Origin of the sequence: Bradyrhizobium sp. Rc2d (genome assembly GCF_900099855.1) — a bacterium.
Taxonomy (GTDB): Bacteria; Pseudomonadota; Alphaproteobacteria; order Rhizobiales; family Xanthobacteraceae; genus Bradyrhizobium.
Map to the genome: position 1 here is coordinate 346998 of NZ_FNCU01000002.1, position 18224 is coordinate 365221.

Below are 18224 nucleotides of genomic sequence, written 5' to 3' on the forward strand. Positions count from 1 at the left end.
TCGATTGCGATGCCGTGAGGCACAATAAGCTATGACACGATTGCGGCGTATCTGTTCCGGCTCAATCTTTCACAATCGCCCGATCGTAGGCTGCGATCGTCGCCTTCGCGCGCGCCGCGACATCGGCGGTCGACATGCCGGGCTTGTACAGGCTGGAGCCGAGCCCGAACGCCGTCACGCCGCCCTTGATATACTCGGCAAAATTCTGATCGGAGACACCGCCGACGGCGGCGATCATCACGCCGACCGGCAGCACGGCGCGGATCGCGGCAATGCCGGACGCGCCGAGCACGCTCGCTGGAAAGAACTTCAGGCTTGAGGCGCCGGAGCGAGCCGCCAGCAGTGCCTCGGTCGGCGAGAACACGCCCGGCATCGTCACCATGCCGTGCTGGTGCGCACGCGCCAGCACCGCGGTATCGACATTCGGCGAAACCATGAGCTTGCCGCCGACGTCGTTGAGACGATCGACATCCTGAGCCGTCAGCACCGTGCCGGCGCCGATCAGCACGCCGGCCGGCGCGAGCTTCACGGCGGTGCCGATCGAGCGGAACGGATCGGGCGAGTTCAGCGGGATCTCGATCGCGGTCATGCCGGCCTCGATCAGCACGCCGACGATCGCCTCGGCCTCCTCGGGCTTGACGCCGCGCAGGATCGCGACCAGCGGACGCTTCATCGGCGGAAAGGGAACGCTCATCTCAAGAGTCCTTCTATTTCGTCCAGATCGCCGCAGCCGCCATCGACAGACCGCGGCGGACGGCTTCATCGGCATCGATCGGCTGCACGGTGACCGACAGTGCGTCGAAAGCCAGCCGGTATAGCGTTGCAAGGCGACCCGATGCCAGCAACATGACGCCTGCTTTCGGCACGGTACCGGAGAGCCCTGCCGCCAGCTCGACGCCGATCAACGTGCCCGACAGCGCTTCGCGCGCTGCGGCCGGCGTGCCGCCGAACAAGAGCTGCCGCGACCGCGCGGTGAACAGAAGATTGGCGGCAAAGGCCGGCGTCTTGAACGCTGCAATCACCGCCGCCTTGAAGCTTGCGACATCCTCGGCGTCATCGGCGCCGGCAACTGCAAGCGACAAAATCGTCTCGCGCGACACCACGCTGAAGAGTTCGCCGGTCATGAAAGTCGCAAATCGCTCGACTGTGCCATCCTTCACGCGGACCCATTTCGAATGCGTGCCGGGCATGCAGACCAGCGCCTCGCCGGCGGCACCGAGGCCGAGCGCACCGAGCAATTGCGTCTCCTCGCCGCGCATGACGTCCGGCGCGTTTGCATCGCGCTGCGCGATGCCCGGCAGGATGCGGATATCGCGCGCCTCGCCCGGCACAAGCGCGGCCTGTTTCAGGATGGCGGCGAGTGGCGCCGGCGTGTCGACATAACCGGCCTCGACCCAACCCGTTTTGGCGCCGGCCATGCCGCAGACGAGAACCGGCAGATGATCCGGAGCTTCGACCGCCGCAAGATGCGAATGCAGCACGGCGGGAAAACCGGTCTTGGCCGCAGCCAGCATGCCCTCGCCGCTGCGGCGTTCCGCCAGCACCTGGCCGGCACGGTCGATCAGCCAGAGCCGGAAGCTGCTGGTGCCCCAGTCCACCGCGACATAGGCGGGTTCGGTCATCTCAATTCTCGTCCTCGTCTCACGGCCAAGACGCAGTCTCGCGACAATGAGACAGCGCCTTGCAAATCCGTCCCGGGATATCGGCTATTTCCGCCGTAAACCAGCCTTTTCTCGCAGGTCCGCGGCGCCGCCCGTGCTGGCACACCGCTTGCTGAAGCAGCTCCACTCACGTCCGTGAACCGCGCAACAAGACGCGTCAACATCAGATGAGGAAACCATGGAGATCGGCTATTTCACGATGCCTTCGCATCCGCCGGAGTGCGGCCTGAAGGAAGGGAACGACTGGGACTTGCAGGTCATGCGCTGGCTCGACGAACTTGGCTATCAGGAGGCCTGGGTCGGCGAGCACCACACCGCGCCCTGGGAACCCAACCCCACGCCGGACCTCCTGATCGCGCAGGCGCTGATGCAGACCAAGAAGCTTCGCATCGGACCCGGCGGCTTCCTCTTGCCCTATCACCACCCGGCCGAGCTCGCCAACCGCGTCGCGATGCTGGATCATCTGTCCGAGGGCCGGCTCAATTTCGGCGTCGCGGCGAGCGGCCTGCCGAGCGACTGGGCGATGTTCAACGTCGACGGCATGAGCGGGCAGAACCGCGACATGACGCGCGAAGCGCTGGAGATCATCCTGAAGCTGTGGACTGAACCTGCGCCCTTCACCCATAAGGGCAAGTTCTGGACGGTGACCAAGCCCGACACGATGTTCGACTTCCTCAAGCCCCACATCAAGCCATTGCAGGCGCCGCATCCGCCGATCGGCGTTGCCGGGCTCTCCAAGAATTCGGACACCTTGAAGCTCGCCGGCGAGCGCGGCTTCATCCCGATGAGCCTCAACCTCAATCCGGCTTATGTCTCGAGCCATTGGGATTCGGTCGAGATCGGCGCCGCCAAGACCGGACGCAAACCGAACCGGCAGGACTGGCGGCTGGTGCGCGAGGTGTTCGTCGCCGACACCGATGAAGAGGCGTGGAGGCTCTCGACCGGCGACATGATGGGCCGGATGATGCACGAGTACTTCCTGCCGCTGCTCGGCCATTTCGGCTTCAAGGACTATCTGAAGCACGCGCCCGACGTGCCCGACAGCGACGTCACGGTCGAATATTGCGCCAAGCGGAACTGGATCGTCGGCTCGCCCGCGACCGTCGCCGAAAAGATCGAGAAGATCTACGACGAGGTCGGCGGGTTCGGCGTGCTCCTGGTGTTCGGCTTCGACTACAAGCACAAGGCGGAAGCCTGGCACCACTCGCTGTCGCTGTTGAAGAACGAGGTGATGCCGCGCCTGGCGCATCTCGGCTCCGCGAAGAAGGCCGCTTGACCCGCAGCGGGTGCGGCGCGATCGTGCCGCACCTGCTTCATTTCGGAGATTTCCGCGTGACGGTCGACGCCAAGGATTTCAAGCAGGCGATGCGCCAATGCGCCGGCGCGGTCGCGCTGGTGACTGTCGGCGCCGAGCACGGCAAGCGCACCGGACTGACCGTGACCTCGGCCTGTTCGCTCTCCGACAATCCGCCCTCGCTGATCGTCTGCGTCAACCGCAACGCCAGCGCGCATGGGCGCATCCGCGAGGAAGGCGCCTTTGCGATCAACTTCCTGCACGAGGATCACGCCCTGCTGGCGCTGACCTTCAGCGGCCAGAAAGGCGTCAACGGCGACGACCGCTTCGCATTCGGACAATGGACACGCGGCGAGACCGGCGCGCCGGTGCTGACGGACGCGGTCGCGGCATTTGATTGCGTGCTGGCGCAGGAGTTCGAGACCAAGACGCATTCGATCTTCGTCGGCGAAGTACGCGGCGTGTGGCATGCGGCGACGGCCATGCCGCTGGTGTACTTGCGAAGCAGTTTTCATACACCCCACGAAATCCGCGAGACAGTTACAGTCGGCGACCTCGATTCGCGGCATCTGAGCTGGACGGATTTTTCGTAGCGGCGGCGCTGACGGTGCGCTCCCCTTTTCCCCTTGCGGTAGAAGGTGGCATAGGCGGCCTTCGGCCGCCGTCCTTGAGAACGCCGATGCTCCGCATCGGCTGTGGCGCCGGATGATGGGTATCTATCCGCGAACGCAGATATCGTAGGGTGGGCAAAGCGAAGCGTGCCCACCGCTTCTGTTGCAGAGCTGGATCGAGGGTGGGCACGGCGCAAGTGCGCCTTTGCCCACCCTACGATTCCGGACTCGCGGATAGAGACCCGTCCCGTCTCGCCGCTGCGCGGCGAGCCACCCTCTCCCACAAGGGAGAGGGGAAGAACGAGCACCGCTTCGCAAACTGTTAGCTGCCTACTGCGCAGTCTCGATCTTCAGCTGCTTGATCTTGCGATACAGCGTGGCGCGGCTGAGCTTCAGCGCGCGTGCTGTCTCGGTCACGCGGCCGCCATGCTTGCGCAACGCGTCGACGATCGTCGCACGCTCGGCCGCCGCGAGATCAGGCTCCGCCCTTCCCCCAAACGGCGGCAAATCGAGATCGGCATCGGTGATGACACCGTCTTCCGCCGTGCAGCCGGCGAGCCGCAGCACGTGGCGGAGCTGCCGCATGTTGCCGGGGAACGGATAGGCCACGAGCCGCGACCAGGCTTCCTCCGTGAGGCGGCAGTTCGGCGCCTCCTCGCGCGCGATCTGGCGGATGACGTCGTCGCGGTCGGCGCGCTCGCGCAAGGCCGGCAATCGCACCTCCATGCCGCGGAGGCGAAAATAGAGATCGGCGCGGAAGCCTCCCTGCTCCGCCATGCGGCCGAGATCGCGATGCGTGGCGCTGATCAGACGGATGTCGACGGCGACAGGCTTGAGCGCGCCGAGCGGCCAGACCTCGCGGTTTTCCAGCACGCGCAGCAGGCGAGTCTGCAGCGCGACCGGCATGTCGCCGATCTCGTCCAGGAACAGCGTGCCGCCATCGGCCTGCACGATCAGGCCCTTCGAGCCCTCGCGCCGCGCGCCGGTGAAGGCGCCGGCCTCGTAGCCGAACAGCTCGGCGTCGATCAGGCTCTCCGGCATCGCCGCGCAGTTCAGCGCGACATAATTGTTGCGCGCGCGGTTGCTCGCGGCGTGAATGGCGCGCGCGAACACGTCCTTGCCGACGCCGGTCTCGCCATGCAGCAGCACCGGCAGATTGTGGTCGCCGATGCGCCTGAGCCGCTTCACGCTTCGGATCAGGCCGGGATCGCGGCCGGCGAGCCGATCCAGGGCATCGAACCGGCCGGCAGGCGCATCGCGGCGCGGTGCATGCGACTTTGCACGCAGCGGCGGAGCAACGTGCCCCTGTCCCAACAGACTGCCATCGGCGCGGCGCAGCTCGACGAGCTCATCCGTACCGCGCGCGCCATGATGATCGAACTTGACGTAGCGCGACAGATCGATGCCGGAGGCGATCATGCCGTCGGTGAGCCCGAGCAGTGCACGCGCGGAACGGCAGGCGCCGACGACGCGCCGGTCGTCGTCATAGGCGATGAGGCCATTGCCGCCGTCACCGGGCACGGTGGCGATCCAGGCGTTGCGGAAATGGCCACGGAAGATCGCGCCCTCCATCCGCCGCGTCGCCTCCATCGTCACCGCGAGCGCGAGCTGATGTGCGGCGCGCTCCAGATCCTCGCGGCAGGAGGTGATGTTGATGGCACCGGCGAGCCGCCCGGCCTCGTCGAACAGCGGCGCCACGGCGCAGGAGAACATGTGCCACTGGGCGCGAAAATGCTCGTCGCGATGCACCAGGATCGGCTTCTTCTCGGCCAGCGCGGTGCCGAGCCCATTGGTGCCCTCGAAGGTCTCGGCGAAGTTCGAGCCCGTGTAGATTTTCCAGTCCAGGAACATCCTTGCGTCGGCCTCGCCCGGCAGGCGGCTGAACAGCATGGTTGCGTTGGCATCGGCGAGATTGACGCAATAGCCGGCGTCGCGCAGCACACGGGCGAGATCGTCGAGCTCGGGCGTGGCGAGCCTGATCGTCTCCTCCAGGGGTTCGGCGGCATGCCGGATTTCGGTTTCGGTCAGCGTCTGGGGCGGTCCGCGGCGGGCGGGATCGAGCTTGTGATTGACCAGGCAGCGCCGCCAGGAATTGGCAATCCGCGAAGAGGCATCGACGTCGGCCACGTGGTTGGCGACGGACAAGACACGGGCGACATGGTTCGAGGCCGAAAGGCTGGCCATCGCGGACGTCTCCACCCTGTATTATTGTGCAAAGTCTGGCACCGCAGGCGGGGAAGTCAATCGGGAACCGGGAACGCACGCGGCGCAGTCAAAATTGCTGCATCGCCCTCACCACGTATCGATGCACGGCCGCTTCTTGCCCGTTCGCGCCGGCGGCTTCGGCACTGAGCGCAGGCCCGCCATGATCCAGCGCCGTGTCTCGGCGGGGTCGATGACATTGTCGATCTCGAACACGGAGGCGATCGAGACCGCCTTGCCGTTGGCGTAGAGCTCGGCGACCTTGTTGCGGTAGTAGGTCTCGCGCTCCTCGGGATCGGCGATCGCCTCCATCTCCTTGCGGAAGCCGAGGCGGACATAGCCCTCCAGGCCCATGCCGCCGAACTCGCCGGTCGGCCAGGCCGCGGTGAAGAACGAGGCGTGGAAGCCGCCGCCGATCATCGATTGCGCGCCGAGGCCATAGCCCTTGCGCAGCACGATGCCGAACAGCGGCACGGTGAGGCTGGCGCCGGTCACGAACATGCGCGAGACGTGACGGACGATCGCGGTCTTCTCCGCTTCCGGCCCGACCATGAACCCAGGCGTGTCGCAAAGCGAGACGACGGGTAAGTCGAAGGCGTCGCAGAGCTGGAGAAAGCGCGCGGCCTTGTCGCCGGCATCGGCATCGATCGCGCCACCGAGATGGCGTGGATTGTTGGCGATCAGGCCGAACGGCTTGCCCTCGATGCGGATCATCGCGGTGATCATGCCGAGGCCGTAGTCGCGGCGCAGCTCCAGCACGGAATCCTTGTCGGCGACGAGATCGATCACGCTGCGGATGTCGTAGACGCGCAGGCGGTTTTCGGGGATCGCGCGGCGGAGCAGGCGCTGGTCGGCGGCTTCCCACTCGGTCACCGCGCCCTGGAAATAAGACAGATATTTCTGGGCGACGGCCGTCGCCTCTTCTTCGTCCTCGACCAGGATGTCGATGACGCCGTTCGGCGCCTGGAACGAGACCGGGCCGACCTCGGCCGGATGATAGACGCCGAGCCCGCCGCCCTCGATCATGGCGGGGCCGCCCATGCCGATCGAGGCGTTCTTGGTGGCGATGATCACGTCGCAGCAGCCGAGCATCGCGGCATTGCCCGCAAAGCAATAGCCGGAAACGACACCGACCACGGGCACGAGGCCGGACAGCCTTGCGAACTGCACAAAGGACGGGCCGTCGAGTCCGGTCATGCCGAGCCGGTCAGTGTCGCCGGGGCGACCGCCGCCGCCCTCGGCGTAGAACACCAGCGGCACACGCCAGTCTTCCGCCAGCGTCAGCATGCGGTCGATCTTCTTGTGGTTCATGTGGCCCTGCGTGCCCGCGAGCACGGTGTAGTCGTAGGCCACGACGATGCAGCGCCCGCCCTCAGGGCCGAACTTCTCGGCATTGACGGTCGCAACGCCCATGACGAGGCCGTCGGCCGGCGTGTTCTTGATGAGGTCGTCGAGCTTGCGCCGGCGCCGCTGCGCCGCGATCGCGAGGCTGCCGTACTCCATGAACGAGCCGGCATCGACGAGCTGGGCGACGTTCTCGCGCGCGGTGCGCTGGTTGGTATTGCGGCGGCGCTCGACCGAGGCCGGCCGGTTCGCATCGAGCGTGTTGGCCTGGCGAGCGATCAGTTCGGCAAGATCGGGACGGATGTGATCGAGATCGATGTCGGCTTCCGCCGCTGTGCTATCGGCCGCGACGTCGAGCGGCTCCAGATACAGGATCGGCTCACCATGCATCAGCGTGACGCCGTCGCCGGCAACGAGCTTCATGACGCGGCCGCCCTGTTCGGCCATGACCAGATGCTCCATCTTCATGGACTCGATCACGGCGAGTTGCTGGCCGGGGCGGACGATCTCGCCTTCCTTCACTTGGATAGTGACGATGGTTCCCTGCAAGGGCGCCGCGACCATTACCGCACCTTCAGGCACGACTTGCGCTATGTCCGCCTCGGTGCCGTGAGCGCTGCGTCGCTCGGTTGCAGCAAAGTAGAGCGGCTTGGCGGCGCCATCGGCCGCTTCCACGAGCTTTGCGATGTTGCGATCGATGAAATCGGTCGCGATGTGGTTGGTCCTGAAATCGGGATGCGCCAGCACGGCCTGAAGGAAGGCGATGTTGGTGACGACGCCGTCGATCCGAAACTCGCGCAGGGCGCGCGAGGCTTTTGCAACCACGTCGTGCCAGGCCGCGCTCGGCGTGTGCACAATGACCTTGGCCAGCAGCGAGTCGAACGCCGCGCTGGTCTTATAGCCGGCATAGCCAAAGCTATCGACGCGGACGCCGGGCCCCGATGGCGGCTCGAACACGGCGAGCAAACCACCGGTCGGATGCGTCGCTCCCGTTTCGTCCAGCGTCTCCATGTTGACGCGCAGCTGCATCGCATGGCCGCGCGGCTTCGGAATATCCCCTTGCGCAAAGCCGATCGAGGCGAGTGTCGCACCTGCGGCGACCGCGAGCTGGGCGCGAACAAGGTCGAGGCCGAGCACCTCCTCAGTGACGGTGTGCTCGACCTGGAGCCGCGGATTGGCCTCGATGAAGGCAAAGCTGTCGTCGGCGCTGCCATCGACCAGGAACTCGAACGTGCCGAGATTGTCGTAAGAGGCGGCCGCGGCGAGCTGCTTCGCCGCCTCGATGATGCGGCCACGCAAAGGATCGCTCAGCGAGGGGCTCGGGGCCACCTCGACCAGCTTCTGGTGCCGGCGCTGGATGGTGCATTCGCGCTCCCAGAGGTGGGAGATCACGCCGTGGCGGTCGCCGATGATCTGCACCTCGATGTGGCGCGCCTGCCGGATCAGCCGCTCGGCGTAGACGCCGTCGAAGCCGAATGCCGCCTTCGCCTCCGACTGGCAGCGCGCATAGGCTTCCGCGAGATCGGCGGCATCCTCCAGGACACGCATGCCGCGTCCACCACCGCCGGCCATCGCCTTGATCACGATCGCCGCCTTGCCGCCGAGCGAGGTGAAGAACGCCGTGATCTCCTCCAGCGAGGATGGCCCGCTGGTGCCCGCGATGATCGGCACACCGCAGCGTTTTGCCAGTTGCCGTGCCGCAACCTTGTCGCCGAACAGCTCGAGCGCCGCGGGCTTCGGCCCGACGAAAGCGATGCCTGCGTCAGCGCAGGCTTTTGCGAACGCGGCGTTCTCGCTGAGGAAGCCGTAGCCGGGATGCACGGCATCGCAACCGGCGGATTCCGCCGCCTTCACCACCGCGTCGATGTCGAGATAGGCCCGCGCACCGCGGCCGGGAATTTCGACCGCCTCGTCGGCAACTCGCACATGCAGCGACAGCGCATCGTCGGCGGGGTGGATCGCAACCGTCGCGATGCCGGCATCGGCCGCGGCGCGCGCGATGCGGATGGCGATCTCGCCGCGGTTGGCGATCAGGAGCTTCTTGAACGACATGCGACGGTCTCCATGCCCGCGAGGCCGGCGCGGGTCGGCAGGTTCGATGATCCTGCTTCTTCACTTTAACCGCAGCCGTCAAGAGCGGGAAAGCCGGTCGCGATGACCGCTCCCGCAGGCCGGAATTTCGATCCGCAACGCGCGCCGTGACGAGGCGAATAATCCACGTCACGGCAGACAGATCGGCGACGATCAGGCCGCCCGAACGCCCGCAACGAAGGCGCCGACCTCGTCTTCGAGCGATTGCAGCTTCTGCGTCAGCCGGCCGCTCGATTGCAGTACGAGGCCGGCGGCCTGGCCGGTTTCGGCCGTGGCATCGGTGACGCCGGAGATGTTCTGCGAGACCTGGTCGGTGCCGGAGGCCGCCTCCTGCACGTTGCGCGCGATCGCCTGGGTCGCGGCGCCCTGCTCCTCGACCGCGGCGGCGATCGACGAGGAGATCTCGTTGACCTCCATGATGGTGGCACGGATGCTCTCGATGTTGCCGACGACCTCATTGGTCTCGGCCTGGATAGCGGTGATCTGCGCGCCGATCTCGTCGGTCGCCTTCGCGGTCTGGCTCGCCAGCGATTTCACTTCGCTCGCGACCACCGCAAAGCCCTTGCCGGCTTCGCCCGCCCGCGCCGCCTCGATGGTGGCGTTGAGCGCGAGCAGATTGGTCTGCGAGGCGATCTGGTTGATGAGATCGATGACCTCGCCGATCTTATGCGCGGCCGCGGCCAGCCCCTGCACGGTGTCGTTGGTGCGCTGACCGTCGGCGGCGGCCTTGTCCGCCACGCTGGTAGCCTGCGCCACGCGCTGGCTGATTTCGGTGATCGAGGACGACAGCTCGCCGGCGGCGGAGGCGACCGTCTGCACGTTGCTCGAGGCCTGCTGGCAGGCGGTGGCGACGAAGCTCGCGCGGTCGGTCGCCTTGTTCGCGGTCTCCGACATGCCCTGCGCGGCCTGCTGCATCGCGCGCGCCTCGTTGAAGACGTCGCGGACGACGGCCTGAACGCTTGCCTCGAACTTGCCGGCGAGATCGGCCATCGCCCTGCGCTTCTCGTCGTCGGCCTTCTGCTTCAGCTCCTGCTGCTCGGCATGCATCCGGCTGACCGCCGACGCATTGTCCTTGAACACGGCGAGCGCCCTGGCTAGCCCGCCAATCTCGTCGCGGCGATCGGTGTGGGGCACGTCGAACGCGCTATCGCCGGCGGCGAGGCGCTCGGTCAGCGCGGTGATCCTGGTCAGCGGCCGGGTGACGCTGCGCCCGATCAGGAAGGAGGCGCCGAGAACCAGGATCAGCACGGCGAGGCAGATATAGCCGAACGTCATCGCATTCTGGCGGAAGGCAGCGTCGACGTCGTCGAGATAGATGCCGGTGCCGATGATCCAGCCCCAGGGCGCAAAGCCCTTCACATAGGAGATTTTCCCGACCGGCTGATCGAAACCGGGCTTCGGCCAGAGGTAGCCGTAGAAGCCCGCGCCATGCTTGTTGACGACGTCAACGAAGCCCATGAACAGCGCATTGCCGGCGGGGTCCTTCATCCCGGAGAGGTCCTTGCCATCGAGCTCTGGCTTGATCGGGTGCATGACCATTTTGGGGGCCATGTCGTTGATCCAGAAATACTCGACCTTGTCGTAGCGCAGGCTCTTGATTTCGCCCATTGCACCGGCCTGGGCCTGCTCGCGCGAGAGTTTTCCTTCGCTCTCGAGCTTCTGGTAATGCGCCAGGATGCCGTAGCCGACGTCGACCATGTGCTGCGTCTTGGCCTGGCGGTCGGCGATCATCTGCGCGCGCAGGGTCGACAGCGCGATCGGCGCCAGCGCGACCATGCCGAGGAGGCTGATGCCGACAATCAGGACCAGCTTGAAACTGATGCGGGAGAAAACCATCGGTGCTCGCAAGAATTGGAAGGGCTGATATGTCTGTTTATCCCGTTCCCCTTAGCAAAGCTTTAAGCATTGGATTCCCCAGAGCCCGTAGAACTGCGTGAGGATGGCGCGCCGTTCATCCGGCGGCGACCTGCGTCCTCGATCCCCCGCCGTCATGGACGTCGCTGGAGAGGGTTGGAATGCGTCGGCGCTTCCCCTGCATTGGAATAGTTCGAGACAAGGCCAGAGACAGGCTCTTTAGATCTAGAAGACCTCGATATCGCCCCTCCGAGCGTTGACTTGCAGAGGGCTCTGGCAGAACGATCGGCGCAAATCATCAACGCCAACCGTGGCGTGAGCGCAGCCGAACGCCGGAGCCTCAATGCATCAATCGACAAACACCGGGTCCCTCGACCTTCCCGCGCTGAGCGCGGCGGAGCGGCTCTTCATCTGGGGATTTCGGGCCAAGGCACGCAGCGGAGGCGCCGTCCCGACCGCGGCCGATATCAAGCAGGTGTACGACCATTTTCGCGTGGGCGATGCCGTACCCTCGCTGGAATCCATCATCGAGATCTTCGCGTGCACGGCGCATACGGCGATCGAAGTGCACTGCCCTACCTGCCCGCGCATGTCCGACAGCGAGCACGGAATCTTGCGGGCGATTGCCGCGGCCCAGCAGGAACGCATCGACGTCGCACGCGAGCAGTTCGAGTGCTGGCTGCCGCCGGTCGGGGCCGATTGGGCGCTGGCGCCGGTGTGCGGGCTTGCAACGATTTTTCGCATGGCGGGCCTCATTCTGCCCGACCGGCACGTCCGCTCATTCGAGCTTGATCGGACGATGGCCATGAAAAGCTGGTTTGTGGGCAGTCCCACGCTGCACTGATGGGATCGTCGAAGATGCAGGACGCGAGCGGCTCCGTGCCAGTCCCGGAGGCGGGCCAATCGCGGCTCTGTCCGCTCCAGGCCGTACTTTCGACGCCACGAAACCTCGAGAGCTACGATCAGTTTTCGCGCGTCGCGCTGTCGTTGTTCCGCTTTATCGGGGCGGCCTATGCGACCGGCGCGTCCGATTGCTGGGAAGCGGCCTATCGCTTCGCCGACGAAACTCCTGACATTGCCGACAGCGCATTGCTGGTGGCGCGGGCTGCCGCGCTGGTCAGGATCCTGCGCAGCGGCCGGCCATGCGAGCTGTGCTTCATGCCGCCGTCCTGCCGGCGTCTGTCGAAGGACGAGACGGAGCTGATGCGGTTGCTGGCGGTCGCCCGCCGCAAGCAACCGGGCGAGCTCGAGTCCATGGTTTGCCAGTTCGTCGGCTCCGGCAAGGAGGATGCCGCGACACGCGCGGTCAACGCGCTTGCGCTGTGCTGACACTTTGACGGGTTCTAGTCGCATCCGCAGCAGCCTTGCGGTATCAACATCGCCGTGGAGAGGCGGAGCTCGACGCCTTCCATGAAACCTCCAGACGATCCCAGCGCGATCATCGCTGGGATCGTTGTTTCTCGCATGTCCACCCAAAGCGCGATGAGATTAGGATGAATCGTCATCGCGCTTTAGGTTGTTGTTTGAGCATGATCTTTTCGGAAAACCGCTGCGCACTCTTCCGGATCATGCCTTAGGCGCCCTTCTTGCCGAGCACGAGGTCGATCGTGTGGGCGGCGATCTTGCGCAATTGCGGCTCGTCGCCGAACGCGCGTTCGAGCACGGCGAGTCCACGCGTCATCGTGACGATGTGTAGGGCTGCGGTGGCGGGGTTGCCACTGAACTCGCCACGTTCGGCGCCGGCCAACAACGTGTCCTGGACCAGAGCAGTGATGCGCGAGACAAGGCTTGCAAAAGCTTGACGCGCCTCTTCATCCAGCCCTTCGTCTTCGGCCGCGCCGAGCTCCATCAAGCCACGCGTGGTCGGACATCCCCGCGGCGGAGAGCCCGAGCGGAAGTTGCTGATGGTCAGGTCGAAGAACGCGGTGAGGCGTTTGCGCAATGAGCCCGCGCCGAGCGCCTTTTGCAGGGCGACGAGATAATCGCCCGAATAGCGCTCATAGGCCTGGAGGAACAGCGCCTCCTTGCTGCCGAACGCATTGTAGAGGCTGCCGCGCTGGACGCCGGCGTCACGCGCGATGTCCGACAGCGACGTGCCGCGCACACCCTTGCGCCAGAACTGGTCGAACGCGATGCGCAGGACGTCGTCGTGGTCGAACTCGCGCGGTCTCAAATGGTGATCCTCCTGGACTGCCCGGTCCTGAATGAACCGGCAGTATTTGACATGATGTCAAGAACGTGCTTTTTTTGACACTACGTCAAAAACAGATCGAGGTCGATCGCCAGCTTCCTCCCTGGACCGGCCCGCAAGCAGGCGGTCGCGCCGGAAAGCAAAAGGGGAATCCCGATGCCTCTGCTCCACATCTCGATGCGCGCCGGCAAGCCGGAAGCCTACCGGCAGGCGATCCTCGACGGCCTCTACCGCGCCATGCGCGAGGCGCTGAACGTGCCCGAGGGCGACCAATTCATGACCATCAGTGAGCTCGAGCCCGCGAACTTCCGCTGCGGCAACGCCTACGGCGTCCAGCGCAGCGATGACGCCGTGCTGATCCAGATCACCGTGTTCGCCTCGCGCACCGCCGAGCAGAAGACGGCGCTGTATCGCCGGATCGCGGACCTGCTCGGCGAAAATCCCGGCATCCGCCCCGAGGACGTTTTCGTGAACGTGCTCGATGCGCCCAAGGAGAACTGGTCCGTCGGAAACGGAATCGCACAATTCGCGTGAGTTTGCCGGATCTGCCGACGCCCTCTTGAGAATTGCCGGCCGGAAGGGTCTGATAGGCTGCGGAGGAAGACTCCGCCGAGCCGAACCCGGGACCTGAACGGCATGACCATGTCGATCGAGCAATTGTGGAGCTTGCCGGAAACGGCGCTGATTGGCGCCTATGCGGAGGCGCGGCGCCGCTACGCGGAGAAAAAGTTCGAACGCGACACCCAGCGGGCGCGACTCGAATGGATGCGCGCAAAGCTGTTCGTCAACACGCAAGGCAACGTGACCGAACGCAAGATGGCGGTCGACGTGTCGGAGGAACTGGCGCGCAAGGGCCAGGAGGTCCGCGAGATGACGCGCGATCTCGACATGCTGAAGATCGAGGTGGACGTGATCGACACCATGATCCGGCTGCGCGGCGCGCATGGCGCGCCCCCGGTCCATGCGGAAGAGACAGCCGAGAAGCCGGACGAGCCGGAGGTTGAATGAGATGATGGCGTTCCGGGGAAGCTGCCTGTGCGGCGAGGTCGCGTTCGAGGTCGAGGGTCCGTTCGACCGCTTCCTCAACTGCCATTGCTCGCGCTGCCGCAAGGCGACCGGGACCGCGCATTCCTGCGAGGTGATCGTGAAGGCGCAAGCACTGCGATGGCTGCGTGGTGAAGCATCCGTCGTGCGCTTCGATCTGCCCAATGCGCGAAGCTTCGCGACCGCGTTCTGCAAGATTTGCGGCAGCCCGATGCCGCACCTCACACGCAGCGGGCGCGAGGCGATCATCCATGCCGGCGCATTTGACGAGATGCTGGGTGCGACGCCCGACCGACACGTACAGTGGGCATCCCGCGCGGCATGGTATGTCCACGGGGACGGATTGCCGGTGGAGGATTGAGACGGTGCGCAGGCTTCACACCACCGCAACGCACGCCTCCATAATTTCATCGAGCTCCGCCTTGGAGAGCACCCCGAGCTCGGCGATGAAGACGATCCGCGTCCGCGGCACGCCCGGCGCCGGCGCATCGCCCGGCGCCAGCGTGGCGCGGCCGGCGGCAAACTGAAACACCATCTGGCGGCCGGGCTGCTCGACGGTCTCGAACAGGCCTTTGGCGCGCGCGAGCTTTGGCGCAAGGCGGCTGATGGCCTGCTGCAAGCGAGGCAGCGAGATGGGCTGGTCCGATGTCCAGCTCAGCGTCTCGAAGCGCTCTTCCGTCGGCCGTCGCGGCGCCACCTCGCGCGGCGCGGGCGCGCGATCGACATTCGCGGGAAACAGCAACGCGGACGGAAGCTCGCCGTGGTTCGCATCGACCACCACGGCAGGGATGCGCTGGGCGCGGATCGCCTCGCGCATCCGTAGCCCCGCGCCCTCGTTAGCCAGATCCAGCTTGCTCAGCGCCACGATATCGGCGACCCGCAACTGCGACCGCTGGAGCGCATCCTCCAGGGCCGCGGGCCGAGCCGTCGCATCCAGCACGCAGAGCACGGTTTCGAGCAGCGCTTCGCGCAGGATCACCGGGTCCATGAGATTGCGGACGATGTCGGCGGGATCGGCAACGCCACTGGTTTCAATGACGATGTAGTCGGGCTTGGGATCACGCCGCAGCAGCGTCGAGAGCGTGCGCAAGAGATCGCCCTCGAGCGAGCAGCAGATGCAGCCATTGGCGAGGCTGACCACGCCGTCGCTGGCGCCCGCGATCAGCTCCGCATCGATGTTGATCGCGCCAAAATCGTTGACCACGGCGGCGATGCGTCGCCCGTCCGCATGCGCCAGCAGACGGTTCACGACCGTGGTCTTGCCCGCCCCCAGAAAGCCCGTCACCAGGAGAATGGGGACCGGCATGAGTCAGCTCTCGACGACGGGCCGGCGAACGGGGCGGCCGGGCCGCGCCGCCACGTCAAGCACGCCGTCACTGATCAGCACCTGGCCGCTAACGATCAGATGCCGCACGCCCTCGGAGGGACGGTTCATCGCCGTGAAGGTCGCGCGGTCCGAGAGCCTCTCGTAATCGAACACGACGATGTCGGCATCGGCGCCCCTATCGAGCCGGCCCTTGGCGCGCATCGCGGGCGTGCTCTGCGACAAGATCTCCGCGGGAATCAGCGCGCATTTGCGCACGCCTTCGAGCAGTGACACGGCCTTGCGCTCGCGCACCCATTCGCGGATGAACTTTGTGAAGCAGCCCGCCGAGCGCGGATGCGAGGTGGCGTCATTCGGCAGCGGCCAGGCATCGCCGGTGTAGGTCGAGCCGTCGGGCAGCGTCCACGGCATCGCGTCGGACGCGATCGCGCCGCCGGGATACAGCACCGACATGTCGAGCAGGTCGCGGTGATGCGCATTGTTCTCGGTGTCGAGGATGTGCCAGAGCACCAGCGAGGACGGCTCTTCGGCCTGCGCCTTGAGCAGCTCCTCGCGGTCGCGGAAGCGATGGCCGTCGGTGACGCGTTGGACGGAATCGTAGCCGGTGCCGTTGCGCTCGACGAATTCGGGATCGCTGAAGAAGGCGGCGGCCAGCACGGTCGAGCCCGTGCCGTAAGGATAGGCCTCGACCGTGATCGGCAGGCCCTGCGCCTGCGCCTTCTCGACCAGCACGCGGCAGCGCTCGATGTCGGTCTTGCTCGACGAATTGAAATGGCAGATGTGCATGTGCGCGCCGGTGGCGCCGGCATAGCCGATCAGGCGGATATAGGCTTCCGCCGCGCTCTCAGGGTCGATGCGTGACATGAAGGCGACGTGGGTGAAGGTCGGCACGTCCTTTGCGGCGGCGAGTTGGCAGACCGCGGTCAGCTCCTGCACGCCGGCGCCCGGAGCGTAGGCGTTCAAAATGCCGATGCCGATGCCGCCTTCGTTGAGGCCGCGCGAAAGGCGCTCGAGGATGCCGGCGACCTCCGCATCGGTCGCGACGTTCTCGATCCAGCGGCGGTCGCGCATGGCATTGCCGAACGCCTCCAGCGAACTCTCCGCATTGGAGCCCGTCATCGCGCCGATGCGCGCAAACGCCCAGTTGGCGGCGGCGCCGTAGTTCAGCACCCGCCCCTTCCTGGCCTGGCGTTCATACCAGGATGCGACCGGCAGCACCCCGGCCTCGAGATCGAGCGTCGTTGTCACGCCGTCGAACGCCTGCATGCGGTCGGCCGGGAGCGACTGGCCATGTGCATGCAGATCGATGAAGCCGGGCGCGACCACAAGGCCGGTGGCGTCGATCACCCGCTCGGCGCCGCCGAGCGAGGAGCCGACCGCGGCGATCTTGCCGTCCACCACCGCCACGTCGCCGATGGCGTCCATTCCGCTGGCGGGATCCACCACCCGGCCGCCAGAGATCACCAAGCCGCTCATATCAAGACTCCTCCGCGCTGATATCGCATCAAGGCAGATTCCGGGGGCAACGACCACCTCCACGGCGGCCGATGCATCATGCTCACACGGAAGATCATTTGGCAGGCAGACCGCAGACGCGCGCTTGCAGCCTCGCGGCATGTTTTGCCCGAGCTGTGCTCTTCTCTTCGCACCCTCTCTAAGAAAGGGCGCAGGGAAGGCCGGGCGCCGGCTGGCACCCATAAGACCCCTGCGCTGAACGAATTGCACACGCAATGCACAGGGGAGACACAGGGCAGCCGAAACCAGGCCTTCCCTGCGCGATGGTTTGACGGCCTATGCCGCGCTCTCCCGGGAGCCGAGTTCCTTCTGGCCTCCCTCACCTCCGCGAAATGCACGGCAGCGCGCCGGTTGACGCGATGACGCCTTCGCGAAGGCTTGACCGTAGCAACGACGGCCAGGACCACACGTCTATATTTTGGCATTCGGTGAAACACGCCGAAACTACAAAAACCCTTTAAAACAAGTCTTTTTCGACTAGCCTGTTTCGGGGCGCTTCGGCGGGTTTCGTCAAATCTAGGGCCCGGCCCTAAGCCTTTCAGCGTCCGCACGACAAAACTGAAAGACCCAAAGCCGAGCCCTTTGGTCCCAAGCCTTAGGAGCCGAAACCGAAATGGATACTACCATCACCGCCGACCCCGCTGGCAAGCGCACCCGCACCGGCAGCGTCATCCTGACCAATCGCCTTTGCGAAAGGCGGGTGCCCAAACGGGTCAAGTTCTACGATCGCAAATGCCCCGGCCTCTATGTCAGCATCACCACGGCGGGCGTGGCGACCTTCTCGTTTAAGTTCACCGATCTAGAGACTGGCAAGCAGCGCACCGGCTGGCTCGGCGTGTATAACCCCGAGACGTTCACCGTCGATGATGCCCGGAGCAAGGTCTATGGCCTCAAGGGCATGGGCGGCGACGCGATTGCCGAAACCTTCCACGACCGGAAAGAGCGGCAGGCGAAGCGAGGCAAGACCGTCAATGAGATCATCGAGGAACGGATCGACTGGATGAAGACGCCAGTCCGGAAGGCGGACGGCGAGATGCGGCCCCGGCTGGAAAGCTGGGAGAACACCGCGAGCCATCTGCGCCGCTTCATCGGC

The 18224-nt window shown here is 65.6% G+C and carries 15 protein-coding genes and 1 pseudogene; 8 read left to right on the top strand and 8 right to left on the bottom strand.

Features of this window, described 5'->3' with window-relative positions:
• Positions 1–61 precede the first annotated feature (61 nt).
• Positions 62–694: a 2-dehydro-3-deoxy-6-phosphogalactonate aldolase gene (locus tag BLV07_RS06060; RefSeq protein WP_091881133.1), complete on the bottom strand. Its 633-nt coding sequence runs from the start codon at positions 692–694 to the stop codon at positions 62–64.
• 13 nt (positions 695–707) lie between these two features.
• The gene (locus BLV07_RS06065; RefSeq protein WP_091881135.1) at positions 708–1622 is read right to left on the bottom strand and encodes a 2-dehydro-3-deoxygalactonokinase; all 915 of its coding nucleotides are present in this window, start codon (positions 1620–1622) and stop codon (positions 708–710) included.
• Between the two features lie 217 nt (positions 1623–1839).
• On the opposite strand from BLV07_RS06065, the gene BLV07_RS06070 reads away from it, so the two are divergent.
• Complete coding sequence (locus BLV07_RS06070; RefSeq protein WP_091881137.1) at positions 1840–2937, top strand: LLM class flavin-dependent oxidoreductase; 1098 nt, start codon at positions 1840–1842, stop codon at positions 2935–2937.
• A 56-nt stretch (positions 2938–2993) separates the two neighbouring features.
• On the top strand, positions 2994–3548 hold the full coding sequence (locus BLV07_RS06075) for a flavin reductase family protein (RefSeq protein WP_091881214.1): 555 nt from the start codon (positions 2994–2996) through the stop codon (positions 3546–3548).
• 348 nt (positions 3549–3896) lie between these two features.
• Here BLV07_RS06075 and BLV07_RS06080 read toward each other — a convergent pair whose 3' ends face one another.
• From BLV07_RS06080 to BLV07_RS06090, 3 genes are all read right to left on the bottom strand, one after another.
• Positions 3897–5750 carry a sigma-54-dependent Fis family transcriptional regulator gene (locus BLV07_RS06080; protein ID WP_176945359.1) on the bottom strand — a complete coding sequence of 618 codons (1854 nt, stop codon included), beginning with the start codon at positions 5748–5750 and terminating at the stop codon, positions 3897–3899.
• Positions 5751–5858: 108 nt separating this feature from the next.
• On the bottom strand, positions 5859–9164 hold the full coding sequence (locus BLV07_RS06085) for an acetyl-CoA carboxylase family protein (RefSeq protein ID WP_091881140.1): 3306 nt from the start codon (positions 9162–9164) through the stop codon (positions 5859–5861).
• A gap of 192 nt (positions 9165–9356) precedes the next feature.
• Positions 9357–11039 (bottom strand): methyl-accepting chemotaxis protein, encoded by a 1683-nt coding sequence (locus BLV07_RS06090; protein WP_091881142.1) that lies wholly within the window; start codon positions 11037–11039, stop codon positions 9357–9359.
• Positions 11040–11400: 361 nt separating this feature from the next.
• On the opposite strand from BLV07_RS06090, the gene BLV07_RS06095 reads away from it, so the two are divergent.
• The gene (locus tag BLV07_RS06095) at positions 11401–11901 is read left to right on the top strand and encodes a hypothetical protein (protein WP_091881144.1); all 501 of its coding nucleotides are present in this window, start codon (positions 11401–11403) and stop codon (positions 11899–11901) included.
• 14 nt (positions 11902–11915) lie between these two features.
• A complete protein-coding gene (locus BLV07_RS06100; RefSeq protein ID WP_244550976.1) occupies positions 11916–12386 on the top strand; it encodes a hypothetical protein in 471 nt (156 codons plus the stop codon).
• Positions 12387–12630: 244 nt separating this feature from the next.
• On the opposite strand, the gene BLV07_RS06105 is transcribed toward BLV07_RS06100, so the two are convergent.
• Positions 12631–13230: a TetR/AcrR family transcriptional regulator gene (locus BLV07_RS06105; RefSeq protein ID WP_091881148.1), complete on the bottom strand. Its 600-nt coding sequence runs from the start codon at positions 13228–13230 to the stop codon at positions 12631–12633.
• Positions 13231–13404: 174 nt separating this feature from the next.
• Here BLV07_RS06105 and BLV07_RS06110 point away from each other — a divergent pair, with 174 nt between their 5' ends.
• The 3 genes from BLV07_RS06110 to BLV07_RS06120 all read left to right on the top strand — a co-directional run bounded on the left by BLV07_RS06110 (position 13405) and on the right by BLV07_RS06120 (position 14653).
• Complete coding sequence (locus BLV07_RS06110; RefSeq protein ID WP_091881150.1) at positions 13405–13782, top strand: tautomerase family protein; 378 nt, start codon at positions 13405–13407, stop codon at positions 13780–13782.
• Between the two features lie 102 nt (positions 13783–13884).
• Positions 13885–14256, top strand: coding sequence for a hypothetical protein (locus BLV07_RS06115; RefSeq protein ID WP_091881153.1), 372 nt, complete (start codon positions 13885–13887; stop codon positions 14254–14256).
• Position 14257: 1 nt separating this feature from the next.
• The gene (locus BLV07_RS06120) at positions 14258–14653 is read left to right on the top strand and encodes a GFA family protein (protein ID WP_091881155.1); all 396 of its coding nucleotides are present in this window, start codon (positions 14258–14260) and stop codon (positions 14651–14653) included.
• A 15-nt stretch (positions 14654–14668) separates the two neighbouring features.
• On the opposite strand, the gene BLV07_RS06125 is transcribed toward BLV07_RS06120, so the two are convergent.
• Together BLV07_RS06125 and BLV07_RS06130 are read right to left on the bottom strand one after the other, a co-directional pair.
• Entirely contained in the window at positions 14669–15598 is a 930-nt protein-coding gene (locus BLV07_RS06125) for a CobW family GTP-binding protein (protein WP_091881156.1), read from the bottom strand.
• Positions 15599–15601: 3 nt separating this feature from the next.
• Positions 15602–17092: an amidohydrolase family protein gene (locus tag BLV07_RS06130; protein WP_244550977.1), complete on the bottom strand. Its 1491-nt coding sequence runs from the start codon at positions 17090–17092 to the stop codon at positions 15602–15604.
• A gap of 652 nt (positions 17093–17744) precedes the next feature.
• Here BLV07_RS06130 and BLV07_RS06140 point away from each other — a divergent pair.
• Positions 17745–18224, top strand: a pseudogene (locus BLV07_RS06140) (DUF4102 domain-containing protein); the annotation flags it as partial.